This window comes from Proteus sp. fly-1067 (assembly GCF_040139345.1).
Taxonomy (GTDB): domain Bacteria; phylum Pseudomonadota; class Gammaproteobacteria; order Enterobacterales; family Enterobacteriaceae; genus Proteus; species Proteus vulgaris_B.
Genome location: NZ_JBEEUL010000004.1, coordinates 133,366 through 150,285, shown reverse-complemented (window position 1 = coordinate 150,285; position 16,920 = coordinate 133,366). Strand labels below are relative to the sequence as shown.

Sequence of the window (16,920 nt, the reverse complement as noted above, 5' to 3'; positions counted from 1 at the left end):
ACAATATGAAACCTTTACTTGAGCTTAAAGATATTGATAAGTCATTCCCTGGTGTAAAAGCACTATCAGGTGCTACTTTGCGAATTTATCCCGGTCGAGTGATGGCCTTGGTGGGTGAAAATGGTGCGGGTAAATCAACACTGATGAAAGTGCTTACTGGTATTTATAAAAAAGATGCAGGCGAAGTTATTTATCAAGGTGAGCATTGCTCCTTCAATGGTCCTAAATCATCACAAGAAGCAGGAATAGGCATTATTCACCAAGAGCTTAACCTTATCCCAGAATTAACCATTGCAGAAAATATCTTCTTAGGCCGTGAGTTCACACGTGCTTTTGGGGCTATCGACTGGAAGAAAATGTATGCTGAGGCTGATAAGTTATTAGCTCGATTAAACCTCGCTTATAGCAGTCACCGTTTAGTAGCTGAATTATCGATTGGTGATCAGCAAATGGTAGAAATCGCCAAAGTTCTCAGTTTTGGTTCTAAAGTCATTATTATGGACGAACCTACAGATGCATTAACCGATACAGAAACTGAATCCCTGTTTAGTGTTATTCGTGAACTAAGAGACCAAGGTTGTGGCATTGTTTATATCTCACATCGTTTAAAAGAGATCTTTGAGATTTGTGATGATGTCACTGTACTGCGAGATGGTCAGTTTATTGGTGAAAAACCCGTTAGCGCATTACAAGAAGATACGCTTATTGAAATGATGGTTGGCCGTAAGTTAGAAGACCAATATCCTCGTATCAACATTCCCCAAGGCAAAACCAAACTCAATGTCATTAACCTTAGTGGTGAAGATGTTCACGATGTCAGTTTCTCATTACATGAAAGTGAAATTCTCGGTATCTCAGGTTTAATGGGGGCTGGTCGTACAGAATTAATGAAAATTATCTACGGCGCATTACCCAAAACCAATGGCACCGTAGAACTCGATGGAAAACTCTGCCAAATCAAAAAGCCGGTTGAAGGATTGGAACAAGGCATTGTTTATATCTCTGAAGACAGAAAACGAGATGGCTTAGTGCTAGGTATGTCAGTGAAAGAAAATATGTCACTGACCGCACTTCGTTATTTTAGTCGTGGCATGGGAGTGCTCAATCATAAAGAAGAGCAACTTACTGTCGGTGATTTTATTAAATTGTTCAATATAAAAACCCCCTCAATGGATCAAACAATTGGTTTTTTATCCGGGGGAAATCAACAAAAAGTGGCTATCGCAAGAGGCCTAATGACTCGCCCCAAAGTGCTTATTCTTGATGAACCCACTCGTGGTGTAGACGTTGGTGCTAAAAAAGAAATTTATCAACTAATTAATAAATTTAAACAAGAAGGATTAAGCATCATCTTAATTTCTTCTGAAATGCCTGAGGTAATGGGAATGAGTGACCGTATTTTGGTGATGCATGAAGGGCGTATTAGCGGTGAGTTTTCAGCTCACAATGTTACACAAGAAATGCTAATGGCGGCCGCTGTTGGTAAACAATATGACGCTAAGGTAGGAGTTTGATATGAGCACAAATTCAATTCCAGCGTCAAAACGTTGGTTCTCAAAAGCATGGCTATTAGAGCAAAAATCACTGATAGCATTACTACTTCTGATTGTTGTCGTTTCCACACTCAGCCCTAATTTCTTTACCTTAAATAATATCTTCAACATTCTCCAACAAACATCCGTTAACGCCATAATGGCGGTTGGCATGACCCTTGTTATTTTAACCTCTGGTATCGACTTATCCGTAGGTTCATTACTTGCGTTAACTGGCGCTGTCGCAGCATCTATGGTTGGCGCTGATGTTAATGCCCTTGTTGCGGTTGTCGGTGCATTAGCACTTGGTGCAGCTATTGGTGGTGTAACAGGCATTATCGTAGCAAAAGGTAAAGTTCAAGCCTTTATTGCTACGTTAGTCATGATGTTATTACTGCGCGGTGTTACCCGTGTTTATACCGACGGCAGTCCAATTAATACTGGATTTAGCGATAATGCTGATCTCTTTAGCTGGTTTGGTATTGGTCGTCCATTTGGTATCCCAACTCCAATCTGGCTCATGATGATTGTCTTTTTGAGTGCATGGTATTTATTACATCATACCCGTTTAGGTCGTTATATTTATGCGCTTGGGGGAAATGAGTCGGCAACACGTCTATCCGGTATTAGCGTCGATAAAATAAAAATTATTGTTTATGCACTTTGTGGTTTATTAGCTGCCCTTGCTAGCGTAATTGAAGTTGCTCGCCTTTCATCAGCACAACCGATGGCAGGTAATGGTTATGAGTTAGATGCCATTGCTGCGGTTGTTCTGGGTGGTACCAGCCTTGCAGGTGGTAAAGGCCGAATTATCGGTACATTAATTGGTGCACTTATTCTAGGCTTCTTAAATAACGCACTAAATTTATTAGGAATATCATCAAACTATCAAATGATAGTAAAAGCGGTGGTCATCTTACTTGCTGTTTTGGTAGATAACAAAAAATAACTCTCTATTCTCTTAATCCGAACCCCGACAGGAACTTATATTATGAAACTCAAAAAAATGGCGACACTTCTTTCTGTTGTTGCGTTAAGTGCCACGCTCAGTGCTAACGCGTTTGCAAAAGAATCTATCGCCCTTGTTATCTCTACACTCAATAATCCATTCTTTGTTACCATGAAAGACAGTGCACAGAAAGAAGCAAATCGTTTAGGTTACGATTTAGTTGTACTTGACTCGATGGATAACCCAGCTAAAGAGCTTGCTAACGTGCAAGATTTAACCGTAAAAGGCACACGCTTAATGCTCATTAACCCAACAGACTCAGATGCTGTAGGTAATGCAGTTATTTTAGCGAATAAAGCTAAGATCCCAGTTATCACGTTAGACCGTGTTGCAAACAAAGGTGATGTTGTCAGCCATGTTGCTTCTGATAATCGCCTTGGTGGCAAAATGGCGGGTGATTATATTGCCGAAAAAGTAGCTAATGATGCCAAAGTCATTCAACTAGAAGGGATCACCGGAACTTCTGCATCTCGTGAACGTGGTGAAGGATTTAAACAAGCTGTTGATGCCCATAAATTAAATGTACTTGCAAGCCAACCCGCTGATTTCGACCGTACTAAAGGTCTTAACGTGATGCAAAACCTATTAACTGCTTACCCTGCGGTGCAAGCTGTTTTCGCACAAAATGATGAAATGGCATTAGGTGCATTACGTGCATTGCAAACTGCGGGTCGTACCGATGTATTAGTGATTGGTTTCGATGGCACTGACGATGGTATCAAAGCGGTAAACCGTGGCATGTTAGGTGCAACCATCGCTCAACGCCCGGATCAAATTGGTATCATCGGCATTCAAACCGCTGATAAAATTCTCAAAGGCGAAAAAGTGGATGCAACAATTCCAGTCGAACTTGAGTTAGTTATTAAAAAATAACAACAAATGCCACGGAGTGATATTGCTCCGTGGTGGCTTTGATCATTAAAACATGTTTTCACAAGGATAAAAGGCTATGACAACACCTCGCCTTGCTGTTCTAGGTAGCATTAATGTTGACCACATTATGAATATTTCACAATTTCCAAAACCCGGTGAAACCATTATTGGTCATCAATACAAAATAGCCTTTGGTGGTAAAGGTGCAAATCAAGCGGTTGCTTGTGGTCGTAGTGGTGCTGATATTACCTTTATTGCTTGTGTTGGTGATGATGCGATTGGTAGTGAGATAATTTCACAACTTAAAACAGATAATATCCATATCGATGCAATTAGTATTATTCCGCAAACACCAACTGGTGTTGCAATGATCCTTGTTAATGAGCAAGGCGAAAATGTAATTAGCATCATTGCAGGTGCTAATGGCGCACTAACCCCTAGACATCTTGAGCAATATCATCATGTTATTGAACACGCCGATGCCTTATTAATGCAGTTAGAATCACCGTTAGATACCGTATTTGAAGCAGCTAAACTGGCAAAGTCACATCATACAAAAGTTATTTTAAACCCTGCTCCAGCTCAACCTTTATCTGATGAATTTCTGAGTTTTATTGATGTTATCACCCCAAATGAGACAGAAGCCGAAATATTAACAGGTATTTCTGTGCATGATGAAGCAGGTGCGGCTAAAGCCGCCGATATTTTACATCACAAAGGTATCAAACAAGTACTGATTACATTGGGTAGCCGTGGAGTCTGGTTTAGTGAACAAGGAAAAGGCATGATAATTCCTGGATTTCGTGTCGAAGCTGTTGATACCATTGCCGCAGGTGATACATTTAACGGTGCATTTGTCACAGCAATATTAGAAGGCAAACCTTCTGTTGAGGCTATTCGTTTTGCCCACGCAGCAGCTGCCATTGCAGTTACACGTCATGGTGCGCAATCTTCAGTTCCTTGGCGTCATGAAATCGAATCATTTTTAGCAGAGCGAGCATAGTACTTTGGCAACAATGAAAGATGTCGCCCGTTTAGCGGGCGTTTCAACATCAACAGTCTCTCACGTTATCAATAACAATCGTTATGTCAGTGAAGGCATTCGTAAAAAGGTTAACGATGCTATCGAAACCTTAAATTACGCGCCTTCAGCTTTAGCACGCAGTTTAAAAATGAACTGTACTCACACTATTGGTATGTTAGTGACAGCTAGTAGCAACCCTTTCTATGCAGAAGTTGTGCGTGGTGTTGAACGCAGTTGCTACGAAAAAGGCTATAGCCTAATTTTATGTAATACCGAAGGGGATTACGAGCGCATGGATAGTAGCCTTGAAACGTTGCTACAAAAACGTGTTGATGGCTTATTATTGATGTCAACAGAAGCCAGAGCGCCCTCTCATGAAGTACTAAATCGTTATCCTCGTTTACCTATGGTCATGATGGATTGGTCTCCATTCGAATACGGTGGAGATATTATTCAAGATAACTCCCTGCTTGGGGGAGAAATCGCCACCAATTATCTGATTGAAAAAGGCTTTACTGAAATTGCCTGTATTGCAGGCCCACAAGATAAACTCCCAGCAAAACATCGTTTGCAAGGCTATTACAATGCGATGCAAAAAGCAGGACTCACTATTCGGGAGGAGTTTGTGTTAACCAGTGATTTTGAATTTGCGGGTGGATTTAGCGCAATGCAAGAATTACTCTCACATTCTGTCTTACCACAAGCAGTTTTCACCTGTAATGACGCAATGGCTGTTGGTGCTTATCAAGCTATTTATCAAAAAGGTTTGCGTGTACCTGATGATATTTCAGTCATGGGTTATGACGATATCGACCTGGCCTCTTATATGATCCCTCCTCTTTCTACCATTCACCAACCTAAAGATGAATTGGGTAAACTTGCTGTCAGCCAATTATTACATCGTATGGAAAATATCGATGCTGATGACAATGTTCTGGTGCTTACACCCAAACTTATAGAGCGTAGCTCAGTGAGTCATTTTGTAAAACAATAATAAGAAGATTAACACTATTATTGATGATGCTCTCTTTTAAGATGGGGGCATTTGTTTTTAGTTATATTTATAAAATTATAACTTTAATATCATTAAATTAGGAGATATTTAAAACCACCTTTATTTATCTTTATTTTCCATTTAACTCTCTATATTTGTTCTACTTTTTCTGACTTTCAAGCCATAACCTGTGAAAGATGCAAATTTTCATCAAATCTATTATACTATCGCCCTTTCGCATTATCTGATGCCGGATCATTTAGGGCATTACTTTAAAATTTTCATGCTTAAACGATAATGTGTCCTTTAATTTATGGGGCAAGTGTTATCCTCATTTTGACGATTAATCACTTCCCATTTTGATAAAATTTGAGAGTATTATTATGTCATTACCTTCTTGTCCTAAGTGCAATTCAGAATACACCTATGAAGATGGTGCAATGTATGTTTGCCCTGAATGTGCACACGAATGGAACGATGCTGAACCTGTCGTTGATAACGATGAGTTAGTAGTTAAAGATGCTAACGGAAATTTATTAGCTGATGGCGATTCAGTGACCGTGATTAAAGATCTGAAAGTCAAAGGTAGCTCAACCATGCTAAAAATCGGTACTAAAGTAAAAGGTATCCGTTTAGTAGAAGGCGACCATAATATTGATTGTAAAATTGATGGTTTTGGGCCAATGAAATTGAAGTCTGAATTTGTGAAGAAAAACTAAAATTATTGATAATATTGTTATTCAGATATTTTAAAAGGCGCTTAATTAGCGCCTTTTTGTTTAGGTAAGATTACTCATTACTCTCACTAAAATGATCAAACCCTTTCAGATTAGGGTGAACATCTTTACCATCACGTAAATAACGAATACCTTCAGCAATCGGCATAATTTGCCCTATGCAATGAAAATCAGCACCAGTATGTGCTAACGCGATTTCAAGTGCGCCTCGATTAATTTCAGGTACAGTAAAACATAATTCATAATCTTCACCACCACTTAATGCCCAAATTTCGGCCTGCTCTGGACTGACGGCTTTTTTCATTGCATCAGAGTACGGTAGAGCATCTAAATTTAAGCGAGCACCACAACCACTTGCGGTGAGAATATGATTCAAGTCTGAAATAAGTCCATCAGAAATATCAATTGCTGAAGTTGCTAAATGACGTAATGCCTGACCTTGTAATAAACGTGGTTGAGGGCGTAAATGTCTAGCGACCAAATAATCACTGTGCTCTTTTTTCGTTGGCTGTAGTCTATTTTGTAGTACAGCAAGTCCCGCTGCACTATCGCCTAAAAAGCCAGTAACATAAATCCAGTCACCAATTTTAGCACCAGAACGCAATAATGCCGTTCCTTGTGGAACCAGTCCTTGGATTGTGATTGTTAAACTTAAAGGGCCACGCGTTGTATCACCACCAATTAACTGAATGGCGTAATAATCGGCTAAAGCAAAGAAAGAACGGCTAAAAGCTTCAAGCCAATCACAATTTGTCTCAGGAAGTGTTAAAGCAAGTGATGCCCATGAAGGATCAGCCCCCACGGCAGCTAAATCACTAATATTTACAGCCAGCGCTTTATAGGCTAAATCTTCAGGTGAGATAGAAGGAAGGAAATGAATGCCACTAACTAAAGTATCGGTACTAATAGCAACTTGCTGCTTTTCAGGTACTGTCAATATTGCGCAGTCATCCCCAATTCCTGTACTAACATCTTTGCGTTTTACAGGCTGTGAAGTGAAATATTGTTTGATAAGGGAGAATTCACCACAAGGCATTATCAATTTCCTATTTAGCTGTGCCGACTAAACTCGTTTTATTAAACAAAAGGCCGGAAATACCGGCCTTGAATTATTTACCATAGAGGAAACGTGAAAAACGTTATTTTTTACGTCGTACTGTTGGTGCCGCTTTATCAAGCACGCCATTAACAAATTTATGGCTATCGTCAGCACCAAATACCTTAGCAAGTTCAATCGCTTCGTTAATCGCAACTTTGTAAGGAACATCTTCGCGGAAGCTTAGTTCAAACATTGCTAAACGTAAAATTGCTTTTTCAACTTGACCAAGCTCTTCAAGTTGGCGGGATAAATAAGGCTCCATTGCCTTATCTAAACGTGCTGCATTAATGGCAACACCCACTAAAAGCTCACGAAAATAAGCAATATCTACACCTTGGGTATCCTGCTCGGATAAAAACTCCAATTCCACATCCGCGATGTCATTTCCGGATAATTGCCATGAGTAGATAGCCTGAACAGCACACTCACGAGCACGACGACGAGCAGCAGGTTTCACAAAATTCCCCTTTAGTTAAAACAGATGATTAGCCTTTTATGGCTTTAAGTACATTGATCATTTCAAGTGCTGTCATTGCAGCTTCAGCACCTTTGTTGCCCGCTTTGGTTCCAGCGCGTTCAATAGCCTGCTCAATATTTTCAGTGGTTAAAACACCAAAAGTCACAGGGATCTCACTTTGCATTGCAACTTGAGATAAACCAGAGCTACATTCGCCAGCAACGTATTCAAAATGTGCGGTTCCACCACGGATAACAGTACCTAACGCGATAACTGCATCATATTTGTCGCTTTCAGCTAATGCTTTAACTGTTAACGGTAGCTCGTAAGCACCAGGAACCCAAACGACGGTAATATTTTCAGAGGAAACTTGTCCAATACGTTCTAATGCATCAACAGCACCTTCTAATAAGCTGTCGTTGATGAAATTATTAAAACGGGCAATTGCAATTGCTACGCGTGCGTTTGGCGCCGCGACAACACCTTTGATTACGTTCATAGGTTACCTTTTTCTCCTATCCGCGGGGCGCGGATTTTATCATATTCTTTCCCTTACTGCGCTCTGTTTTATTATCACACAGCAAAGGAGCCAAAAACCCTTGATAAATCAAGGCATTTAGTTGGCTGATAACGATGTCGTAACGACAGGAAATAACACACACGGCGCTATTTTACTACAAATAGCGCCGTAGACACACTTATTTGCGTCTATTAATAACGAGGTTTTAAACAAACTCTGATATCAGAACCAATCTGTTGAAGAGAATCTACTGTAAATTCAGGTGCTTCGGATAATGATGAAAGGGGAGACAGTGCAAATAAACCTCGAGCATCATTCCCTAAAATTTTAGGTGCGATATAAATAATAAGTTCATCAACAAGTCCGGCTTCCAATAAGGCTCCTGCAAAACGTGCCCCACTTTCAACCCATACACTGTTAATATTACGTCGCCCTAATTGCATCATTAGCAACACTAAATCTACGCCACTGTTTTTACCATTCGTTGGTAATAGGATTTCTGAAATATTACCTTGCCAATCACTTGACTGTGATTTCGTGCGTGCTAACCAGCATTCGCCTTCAATTTGTGTGATTTTATGATTTTCAGTAACCCGATTTTGGCTATCAGTGATAATACGAATAGGTTGGCGTAGTGTTTCTTTAGGATAAATAGCTTTAATTTCTTCTGAAAGCTCATCCCAACGCACATTCATGGAGGGATCATCTGCTAATACTGTCTCACTAGTAGTTAAAATAGCACTTGCTTGGGCTCTGAAATTTTGTACGTCTCGACGGGATGCTTTAGAGGTTATCCATTGGCTTTCGCCTGATGCTAATGCTGTTTTACCATCTAAAGAAGCTGCTAATTTTAGTTGGATGTATGGAAAGCCAGTTCTCATACGTTTAAAAAAGCCAACGTTGAGTTTCTCGGCTTCTTGCATTAATACACCATGTGAAACATCGATGCCCGCAGATAATAATTTGTGTAATCCTCGTCCGGCGACTTGAGGATTAGGATCTTGCATAGCAGCAACAACACGTTTTACCCCTGCATTAATCAAAGCATCAGCGCAAGGTGGTGTTTTACCGAAATGGCTACAAGGCTCAAGCGTAACATAAGCTGTCGCCCCTTTTGCTTTATCACCTGCCATTTTCAACGCATTAACTTCTGCATGTGGGCCACCAGCATGATGATGATAACCTTCACCAACAATGTCGCCTTCTTTAACAATCACACAGCCTACATTCGGATTAGGAGATGTTGTAAAGCGACCTAATGCGGCAAGCTCAATAGCTCGACGCATGTAGTATTCATCGTTCAGGCTTTCATTTTCGTATTGGTTGTCACTGTTGTTATTTGTCATAATTATTACGTTTAATTTTATTATTTATCGTTATTTTTCAAATCATTAAATAAAGCACAGTATTAATGTATTAATCCTGTAATTTTGCGATTTCTTCACCAAAATCACGGATATCCTCAAAACTACGATAAACAGAAGCAAAGCGAATATAAGCCACTTTATCGAGTTTCTTTAGTTGTTCCATTACAAAATTGCCAATTTCTTTTGAAGGTATTTCCCTTTCACCAGTTGCTCTTAATTGTGATTTGATATGGCTAATCGCAGCTTCGACATCATCCGAACTAACAGGACGCTTTTCTAATGCTTTAAGCATGCCTCGACGAAGTTTTTCTTCATCAAAAGGCTCTCGTATTTCGTCACTTTTCACAACACGAGGCATCACTAACTCTGCTACTTCAAAGGTAGTAAAACGTTCATGACAAACAAGACATTGGCGACGACGGCGCACTTGTGAACCATCACCAACAAGTCTGGAATCAATTACCTTGGTATCTACGGCTCCACAAAATGGGCAATGCATAGTTATTCCTACTTTTGATAATACTCATAAACAGTGTACCTGTTCAGTGAACAAAAAACACCCTGTCAGTATACACTGGCAGGGTGTTTGCGATGTTTTATCAGAAAAACGCTCTACTATGGTAAGAGTGTTGTCTGATCTGCACCCTCTTTTTCCACTTTTTGTACAATCAAGTGTTCACGTTTCATTCCCATTTTCAGTGCTAATGCAGAAGCCACATAAATAGAAGAAATAGTACCGATAGAAACACCGATTAACATAACTAAAGAGAAGCCTTGAAGCATTGAACCACCAAAGATATACAGCATTAATACAACCAATAATGTCGTTGCTGATGTCATAATGGTACGGCTTAATGTCTGTGTCAGAGAAACGTTCATAATTTCATATGAAGTCCCTCGACGAATTTTACGGAAATTCTCACGAATACGGTCTGATACAACGATACTATCGTTCAGTGAGTAACCGATAACAGACATCAATGATGCCACAATGGTTAAGTCAACCTCTATGTGGAACAGTGAAAGCACACCCAGCGTAATAACCACGTCATGCGCAAGTGCAATAACCGCACCTAACGCCAAACGCCATTCAAAACGGAATCCAACATAGATAAGAATACAGATAAGTGCTGATAATAACGCCATTGCACCTGTTTGAGCCAATTCACTACCCACACTTGGCCCAACAAATTCAATACGTTTTACCTCTGCGTCGTTATCAACTTTAGCATTGATAACATCAATAACTTTCTTACCTAATTCTTGGCCTGCCTGTCCTTCAACAGGAGGCATACGCACCATAATATCGCGACTGCTACCAAAGTTTTGTAACAGAGGATCTTTGAAGCCTGCAGCATCTAAGCTATCACGCATTTTATCAAGGTCGGCTGGTTGACTGAGATTGATCTCAATTACCGTTCCCCCAGTAAAATCCAATCCCCAGTTAAATCCTTTCACGGAAATGATAGCAATTGACGCTACCAAAAGCAGAAACGAAATACTAAAGGCGACGTTGTCCCAACGCATAAAGTCAATGACTCTACGACCATGGTTTAATTGTTCAACAGTATAATCCTGTGCCACAACGTGCTCCTTAAATAGACAGTTTCTTAACGCGTTTACCACCATACAGCAGGTTTACAATCGCACGTGTACCGACGATAGCGGTAAACATGGAGGTTGCAACCCCGATAGCGGTGGTGATAGCAAAGCCTTTAATTGAGCCGGTACCGACTGCATAAAGGATCACCGCTGTGATCAGTGTGGTTAAGTTCGCATCAATAATACTGGAGAAGGCGCCTTTATAACCTTCATGGATTGCTTGTTGTACTGATCGACCATTACGTAACTCTTCTTTGATACGTTCGTTTATCAGTACGTTGGCATCGACGGCGACAGCAAGTGTTAATACGATACCCGCAATACCCGGCATGGTGAGTGTTGCGCCCGGTAATAGTGACATTACCCCAACAATTAACACTAAGTTTGCCATTAATGCCGTACTCGCAATCACACCAAATTTACGATAATAAATTATCATAAAGGCAACTGACGCAATTAGACCCCATAAACACGCTTCTAAACCTTGGGTAATATTTTGCAGACCCAAAGTTGGTCCAATCGTTCTTTCTTCAACGATTTGAATAGGTGCAATCAACGCACCAGCACGTAATAACAGTGATAACTGACGTGCTTCATTCGCATTCGAAATACCTGTAATACGGAAGCTATTCCCTAAACGACTTTGAATGTTCGCAACGTTGATAACTTCTTCGCTTTTCACCAATACTGCGCGATCATTCTCATCACGTTTACCGCTGTCTTTATACTCTACGAAAAGAGTAGCCATCGGCTTACCGACATTATCTTTCGTAAAGTTAGACATGATAGAACCACCGGCGCTATCAAGTGAAATATTCACTTGAGGTTGACCATATTCATCAGCCTGAGAGGTTGAGTCAGTAATGTGGTCACCCGTTAGAATAACGCGTTTATAAAGAATGGTTGGCATGCCATCACGGGTGTATTTCACTTCTGAATCACCAGGAATACGGCCAGTTTCTAAAGCAGAAGGATCAACACTGGTATTCACTAAACGGAATTCTAATGTTGCTGTCGCACCTAAAATTTCTTTAGCACGTGCGGTATCTTGGATACCCGGCAATTCAACAACAATTCGGTCAGCACCTTGGCGTTGAACTAATGGCTCAGCGACTCCTAACTGGTTAACACGATTACGTAAGATAGTAATATTTTGCTGTACCGCATAAGTACGCGCATCACGTAAACGTTCATCAGTAAAAATAGCTCTTAATGAGTTATTAGCACCATCTCTAAAAATGAGATCTTGGTTACGACGAGTCAGGTAATCTGAAGCTTTAGAGCGGTCATCCGAGTTACGAAAACGGATTTCAACACCATAGTTATCCGTTTTACGGATAGAAGAATACGGAATGCCTTCGTCGCGTAATAATGTACGCAGACTTTCAACATTTTGTTCTTGAAGTTTACCTAGCGCAGTTTCCATATCAACTTCCATTAGGAAGTGAACACCACCACGTAAGTCTAACCCTAGTTTCATCGGTTCACCGCCAATGGCTTCTAGCCACTTTGGTGTTGCCGGTGCAAGGTTAAGCGCAACAATGAACTGGTCGCCTAATGCAGGCAACAACACTTCACGAGCGCGTAATTGAATGTCAGGGTTACCGAAACGAGCCAAGATTGCACCATTTTCAAGTGCAATAGATTTCGCTTCAATGTTTTCTTTATCTAATAAAGATCGAACTTGATCCAGTGTTTGCTCATTGGCGGCGGTTCCCCGCGCGCCAGTGATTTGAACAGCCGGATCCTCACCATATAGGTTAGGAAGTGCGTAAAGCAGACCGATGAGGATAGCGGCTATCAACATCAGGTACTTCCACAAAGGATAACGGTTTAGCACGGCAGTTCCCTTTTCCCTTTGGGGAAATGTAATTAAATAGCTTTCATTGTGCCTTTAGGTAATACAGCGGCAACAAAGTCACGTTTGATAGTTACTTCAGTTGTTTCATTCAGAGCAACAACGATATAGCCGTTATCTGAAACCTTAACAACACGACCGATTAAACCACCCGTTGTTAAAACTTCATCACCTTTACCGATAGAATCCATCAGTTTACGATGTTCTTTAGTACGTTTTTGCTGTGGACGTAGGATCATAAAATAGAAAATCAGAATAAAGATCACTAACATCGGTAAAATAGACATAAAGCTAGCTTCAGGTGCAGCTTGTCCAGCAGAAGCAACAGCATCAGAAATGAAAAAACTCATTCACTTTTCCTCATTGTTGTCGATATCGACGATATTCAAGTTATAAGCCCAATATCATACACAGAATTGGGCTTTCTCGTATACATTAATCACACTTACTCGCACTGCCGTTTAGCGGTGGTACGGGTTTTCCAATACGTTCGTAGAATTCGTGTACAAACTCTTCAAAACGCGAGTCTTCAATAGACTGACGAATTTCAGCCATCAAACGCTGATAATAACGCAAATTGTGGATAGTGTTCAGCCTTGCGCCTAAAATTTCGTTACAACGATCAAGATGATGCAAATAGGCTCGACTATAATTTTTACAGGTATAGCAGTCACAATGTTCATCTAATGTTGATGTATCTGAACGATGTTTTGCATTACGAATTTTAATCACACCATCAGTGACAAACAGATGACCATTTCGTGCATTTCGTGTAGGCATAACGCAGTCAAACATATCAATACCGCGACGCACACCTTCAACTAAATCTTCTGGTTTACCAACACCCATTAAATAACGCGGTTTATTCGCAGGAATTTGAGGGCAAACATGCTCTAAAATACGATGCATATCTTCTTTAGGTTCACCGACTGCAAGGCCGCCGACAGCGTAACCGTCAAATCCAATCTCGACTAGCCCTTTTACGGAGATATCACGTAAATCTTCGTAAACACCGCCTTGAATAATACCGAATAATGAATTTTTGTTATTGAGTTCATCAAAGCGTTCACGACTACGTTTGGCCCAACGTAATGACATTTCCATTGAATTTTTTGCGTAATCCCAATCTGAAGGGTAAGGCGTACATTCATCAAAAATCATCACAATGTCAGAACCCAAATCGTATTGGATTTCCATTGATTTTTCTGGGCTTAAGAAAATCTTTTCGCCGTTAATTGGGTTACGAAAGTGAACACCTTCTTCTTTAATTTTACGCATTGCGCCTAAACTAAAGACTTGGAAACCACCTGAATCCGTTAAGATAGGGCCTTGCCATTGCATAAAATCATGTAAATCACCATGTAATTTCATGATTTCTTGGCCTGGGCGTAACCATAAGTGGAAGGTATTACCTAAAAGAATTTGTGCGCCTGTCGCTTTTACTTCTTCAGGCGTCATTCCTTTTACAGTACCGTAAGTACCCACGGGCATAAATGCAGGTGTTTCAACAATACCACGTTCAAAAATAAGGCGACCACGACGAGCATTACCGTCGGTTTTATCTAGTTCGTATTTCACTCATCCTCCAAGCATCAGAAAAACAGTCCAATGCGTAATAAAAACAGCACATTCTAATCATTTGTTAGACGGCTGTATATGTTACTTCAACAAAAACCCATGCTTAGTCGAAGGGATTAAGCCATAAAATTGAAATAACACTTCATAAAATGAAGAAAATCGTTAAAAAGAATAATAAATCTTTATTCTTGTCCGACTTTTTCATTGATAGCTAAAGGATTATGCGTAATAAACATCGCATCACCATAGCTGAAAAAACGATACTCTTGCTCAACAGCTTCTTTATAAGCATTCATGGTATTTTTATACCCAGCAAAAGCAGAAACCAGCATGATTAATGTTGATTCTGGTAAATGGAAATTAGTTATCAACGCATCAATAACTTGGTATTGGTAACCTGGATAAATAAAGATTTGAGTATCATCAAAGAAAGGAGCAATTAACGCATCGTTTGTTGCTTTTGCTGCACTTTCTAATGAGCGAACAGAAGTTGTACCTACAGCAATTACGCGATTACCGCGTGCTTTACACGCTAATACAGCATCAACCACGTCTTGTGGCACTTCTGCGTATTCAGAATGCATTGTGTGTTCTTCAATATTATCAACACGTACAGGTTGGAAAGTTCCCGCGCCAACATGCAGTGTCACAAATGCCATCTCAACCCCTTTTTCTTTTAAGGCTTGAAGTAATGGTTCATCAAAGTGTAACCCCGCAGTAGGAGCCGCAACGGCACCCGGACGCTCGTTATAAACTGTTTGATAAAGCTCTTTATCTGATTCTTCATCAGGACGATCAATATAAGGAGGTAAAGGCATATGCCCAATGCTATTTAGGATGGTGAGAATATCTCTTTCATCATCAAAGCGAATTTCAAAAAGCGTATCATGACGCGCAACCATAGTTGCTTGTACACTTTCATCCTCGCCTAACACAAGAGCAGCGCCTTCTTTCGGCGATTTAGAGGCTCTAACATGGGCAAGTACACGATGCTCATCGAGCATACGCTCAACTAACACTTCGATTTTACCGCCTGACGCTTTACGTCCATAAATACGCGCAGGGATCACGCGAGTATTATTAAAAACCAGCAGATCACCGGCATTTATTTTATCTAACACATCGGTAAAAATACCGTGTGATAAAGCACCAGTCTCACCGTCTAAAGAGAGCAAACGACAACCACTGCGTTGAGGTTGTGGGTAGTGAGCAATCAAGGCTTCTGGCAATTCAAATGTAAAGTCTGATACACGCATAATTAAACGACTACTTTCATAAAAAACAGGCGGACTAGTCTAGTGCTGCCTGCTTATCAGTGCAACAAAGAAGCCCTTTTTTATTCAAAAAGCGCTATGATGATGCAATGAATTATCTCGCTCACTTACATCTGGCCTTTAGAGCAAAAAGCTCTCTATTAGGTAATATGATGGCAGATTACGTCAAAGGCACGCCTAGCTCTGATTACAGCCAAGCTGTTATTGAGGGCATTCGTATGCATAGACGCATCGATATGCTCACTGACACTCACCCGTTAGTTAAACAAGCACGTCTGTTATTTCCTGCTGAATATCGTCGAGTCGCTCCTATAACCTTAGATGTCTTTTGGGATCATTTTCTCTCCTTAAATTGGTCTCAATTCGAACCAGACATGTCTTTAACTGAATTTGTCACTAAAACACGAAACATTATTGAGCCAGATTTATGGCAAACACCTGAAAAATTTCAAGAACTCAACGAATATTTGTGGTCACAATCTTGGTTAATTCGTTACGCTGATAAAACGTATATTGCTCAAACATTGAAAGGAATGGCAAGAAGAAGACCACGATTAAGTGCACTAGCCGGTTCTTATATTGCACTTGAAACCCATTATGATGAATTAAGTGAGATTTTCTGGCAATTTTATCCACAATTGCTAGAAAGAGCACAGCATCATCAACTGGATAACTGATACATTTAACCGCTATATTGAATTTCATCTTTTTGTCACATTGTAGGATTACATTTGATATATCAAAGAGATGCTAAGTCAATTTATCATATTATTCGTAACGATTTGTTAACAAGCATAGTATTCATTTTCAAAGTTGATTAGAATGAATGGTTATACAAGGAGTCATAAATAATCCTACTTTGTTGTATTAAGTTAATAGCTATAATCTATCAAATAGATTGTTCTGTTTGACTTTATCGATAGCGATTGATTATTTATGCTATAAGCATCATCTAAAAACAGAGTATGCACTCTGAATTTATTCTAAATAGTTCGA

17 protein-coding genes are annotated in these 16,920 nt (G+C 40.1%); 7 read left to right on the top strand and 10 right to left on the bottom strand.

From position 1 onward, the window contains the following. The first annotated feature begins 5 nt into the window (after positions 1-5). The 6 genes from rbsA to ABN217_RS08150 all read left to right on the top strand — a co-directional run bounded on the left by rbsA (position 6) and on the right by ABN217_RS08150 (position 6,151). Entirely contained in the window at positions 6-1,514 is a 1,509-nt protein-coding gene (gene rbsA, locus ABN217_RS08175; RefSeq protein ID WP_197269541.1) for a ribose ABC transporter ATP-binding protein RbsA, read from the top strand. A 1-nt stretch (position 1,515) separates the two neighbouring features. Then, positions 1,516-2,481, top strand: a complete 966-nt coding sequence (gene rbsC / locus ABN217_RS08170) for a ribose ABC transporter permease (RefSeq protein ID WP_036932908.1) — start codon at positions 1,516-1,518, stop codon at positions 2,479-2,481. A 42-nt stretch (positions 2,482-2,523) separates the two neighbouring features. Then, a complete protein-coding gene (gene rbsB / locus ABN217_RS08165; protein WP_196553540.1) occupies positions 2,524-3,414 on the top strand; it encodes a ribose ABC transporter substrate-binding protein RbsB in 891 nt (296 codons plus the stop codon). A 76-nt stretch (positions 3,415-3,490) separates the two neighbouring features. Beyond that, the gene (gene rbsK, locus ABN217_RS08160; protein WP_072069402.1) at positions 3,491-4,417 is read left to right on the top strand and encodes a ribokinase; all 927 of its coding nucleotides are present in this window, start codon (positions 3,491-3,493) and stop codon (positions 4,415-4,417) included. A gap of 4 nt (positions 4,418-4,421) precedes the next feature. Next, entirely contained in the window at positions 4,422-5,432 is a 1,011-nt protein-coding gene (rbsR, locus tag ABN217_RS08155) for a ribose operon transcriptional repressor RbsR (RefSeq protein WP_425355531.1), read from the top strand. A gap of 383 nt (positions 5,433-5,815) precedes the next feature. Continuing rightward, on the top strand, positions 5,816-6,151 hold the full coding sequence (locus ABN217_RS08150) for a zinc ribbon domain-containing protein YjdM (RefSeq protein ID WP_196553538.1): 336 nt from the start codon (positions 5,816-5,818) through the stop codon (positions 6,149-6,151). A gap of 70 nt (positions 6,152-6,221) precedes the next feature. Here ABN217_RS08150 and thiL read toward each other — a convergent pair whose 3' ends face one another. From thiL to queA, 10 genes are all read right to left on the bottom strand, one after another. Beyond that, a complete protein-coding gene (thiL, locus tag ABN217_RS08145; RefSeq protein ID WP_196553537.1) occupies positions 6,222-7,205 on the bottom strand; it encodes a thiamine-phosphate kinase in 984 nt (327 codons plus the stop codon). Positions 7,206-7,308: 103 nt separating this feature from the next. Then, positions 7,309-7,725 carry a transcription antitermination factor NusB gene (nusB, locus tag ABN217_RS08140; protein ID WP_072069408.1) on the bottom strand — a complete coding sequence of 139 codons (417 nt, stop codon included), beginning with the start codon at positions 7,723-7,725 and terminating at the stop codon, positions 7,309-7,311. 28 nt (positions 7,726-7,753) lie between these two features. Further along, positions 7,754-8,224, bottom strand: a complete 471-nt coding sequence (ribH, locus tag ABN217_RS08135) for a 6,7-dimethyl-8-ribityllumazine synthase (RefSeq protein ID WP_036932916.1) — start codon at positions 8,222-8,224, stop codon at positions 7,754-7,756. A 212-nt stretch (positions 8,225-8,436) separates the two neighbouring features. Continuing rightward, positions 8,437-9,591 (bottom strand): bifunctional diaminohydroxyphosphoribosylaminopyrimidine deaminase/5-amino-6-(5-phosphoribosylamino)uracil reductase RibD, encoded by a 1,155-nt coding sequence (ribD, locus tag ABN217_RS08130; protein ID WP_197269544.1) that lies wholly within the window; start codon positions 9,589-9,591, stop codon positions 8,437-8,439. 70 nt (positions 9,592-9,661) lie between these two features. Beyond that, positions 9,662-10,111 (bottom strand): transcriptional regulator NrdR, encoded by a 450-nt coding sequence (nrdR, locus tag ABN217_RS08125; protein WP_006535128.1) that lies wholly within the window; start codon positions 10,109-10,111, stop codon positions 9,662-9,664. Positions 10,112-10,227: 116 nt separating this feature from the next. Then, complete coding sequence (secF, locus tag ABN217_RS08120; RefSeq protein WP_196553535.1) at positions 10,228-11,196, bottom strand: protein translocase subunit SecF; 969 nt, start codon at positions 11,194-11,196, stop codon at positions 10,228-10,230. A gap of 10 nt (positions 11,197-11,206) precedes the next feature. Further along, positions 11,207-13,054, bottom strand: a complete 1,848-nt coding sequence (gene secD / locus ABN217_RS08115) for a protein translocase subunit SecD (protein WP_115350476.1) — start codon at positions 13,052-13,054, stop codon at positions 11,207-11,209. 32 nt (positions 13,055-13,086) lie between these two features. Continuing rightward, positions 13,087-13,422, bottom strand: a complete 336-nt coding sequence (yajC, locus tag ABN217_RS08110; RefSeq protein WP_006535133.1) for a preprotein translocase subunit YajC — start codon at positions 13,420-13,422, stop codon at positions 13,087-13,089. An 85-nt stretch (positions 13,423-13,507) separates the two neighbouring features. Beyond that, positions 13,508-14,650 (bottom strand): tRNA guanosine(34) transglycosylase Tgt, encoded by a 1,143-nt coding sequence (tgt, locus tag ABN217_RS08105; protein WP_072069411.1) that lies wholly within the window; start codon positions 14,648-14,650, stop codon positions 13,508-13,510. A gap of 182 nt (positions 14,651-14,832) precedes the next feature. Further along, on the bottom strand, positions 14,833-15,906 hold the full coding sequence (gene queA / locus ABN217_RS08100) for a tRNA preQ1(34) S-adenosylmethionine ribosyltransferase-isomerase QueA (protein WP_197269545.1): 1,074 nt from the start codon (positions 15,904-15,906) through the stop codon (positions 14,833-14,835). 107 nt (positions 15,907-16,013) lie between these two features. Here queA and ABN217_RS08095 point away from each other — a divergent pair, with 107 nt between their 5' ends. Then, the gene (locus tag ABN217_RS08095; protein WP_196553533.1) at positions 16,014-16,601 is read left to right on the top strand and encodes an acyl carrier protein phosphodiesterase; all 588 of its coding nucleotides are present in this window, start codon (positions 16,014-16,016) and stop codon (positions 16,599-16,601) included. Positions 16,602-16,920 lie beyond the last annotated feature (319 nt).

Excerpts from the sequence above, each read along its gene's own strand:
- thiL (WP_196553537.1), bottom strand. The coding sequence starts at position 7,205 with ATGCCTTGTGGTGAATTCTCCCTTATCAAACAATATTTCACTTCACAG.
- rbsB (WP_196553540.1), top strand. The coding sequence starts at position 2,524 with ATGAAACTCAAAAAAATGGCGACACTTCTTTCTGTTGTTGCGTTAAGT.
- ABN217_RS08150 (WP_196553538.1), top strand. The coding sequence starts at position 5,816 with ATGTCATTACCTTCTTGTCCTAAGTGCAATTCAGAATACACCTATGAA.
- ribH (WP_036932916.1), bottom strand. The coding sequence starts at position 8,224 with ATGAACGTAATCAAAGGTGTTGTCGCGGCGCCAAACGCACGCGTAGCA.
- ribD (WP_197269544.1), bottom strand. The coding sequence starts at position 9,591 with ATGACAAATAACAACAGTGACAACCAATACGAAAATGAAAGCCTGAAC.
- yajC (WP_006535133.1), bottom strand. The coding sequence starts at position 13,422 with ATGAGTTTTTTCATTTCTGATGCTGTTGCTTCTGCTGGACAAGCTGCA.
- queA (WP_197269545.1), bottom strand. The coding sequence starts at position 15,906 with ATGCGTGTATCAGACTTTACATTTGAATTGCCAGAAGCCTTGATTGCT.
- ABN217_RS08095 (WP_196553533.1), top strand. The coding sequence starts at position 16,014 with ATGAATTATCTCGCTCACTTACATCTGGCCTTTAGAGCAAAAAGCTCT.
- rbsK (WP_072069402.1), top strand. The coding sequence starts at position 3,491 with ATGACAACACCTCGCCTTGCTGTTCTAGGTAGCATTAATGTTGACCAC.
- nrdR (WP_006535128.1), bottom strand. The coding sequence starts at position 10,111 with ATGCATTGCCCATTTTGTGGAGCCGTAGATACCAAGGTAATTGATTCC.
- rbsA (WP_197269541.1), top strand. The coding sequence starts at position 6 with ATGAAACCTTTACTTGAGCTTAAAGATATTGATAAGTCATTCCCTGGT.
- rbsC (WP_036932908.1), top strand. The coding sequence starts at position 1,516 with ATGAGCACAAATTCAATTCCAGCGTCAAAACGTTGGTTCTCAAAAGCA.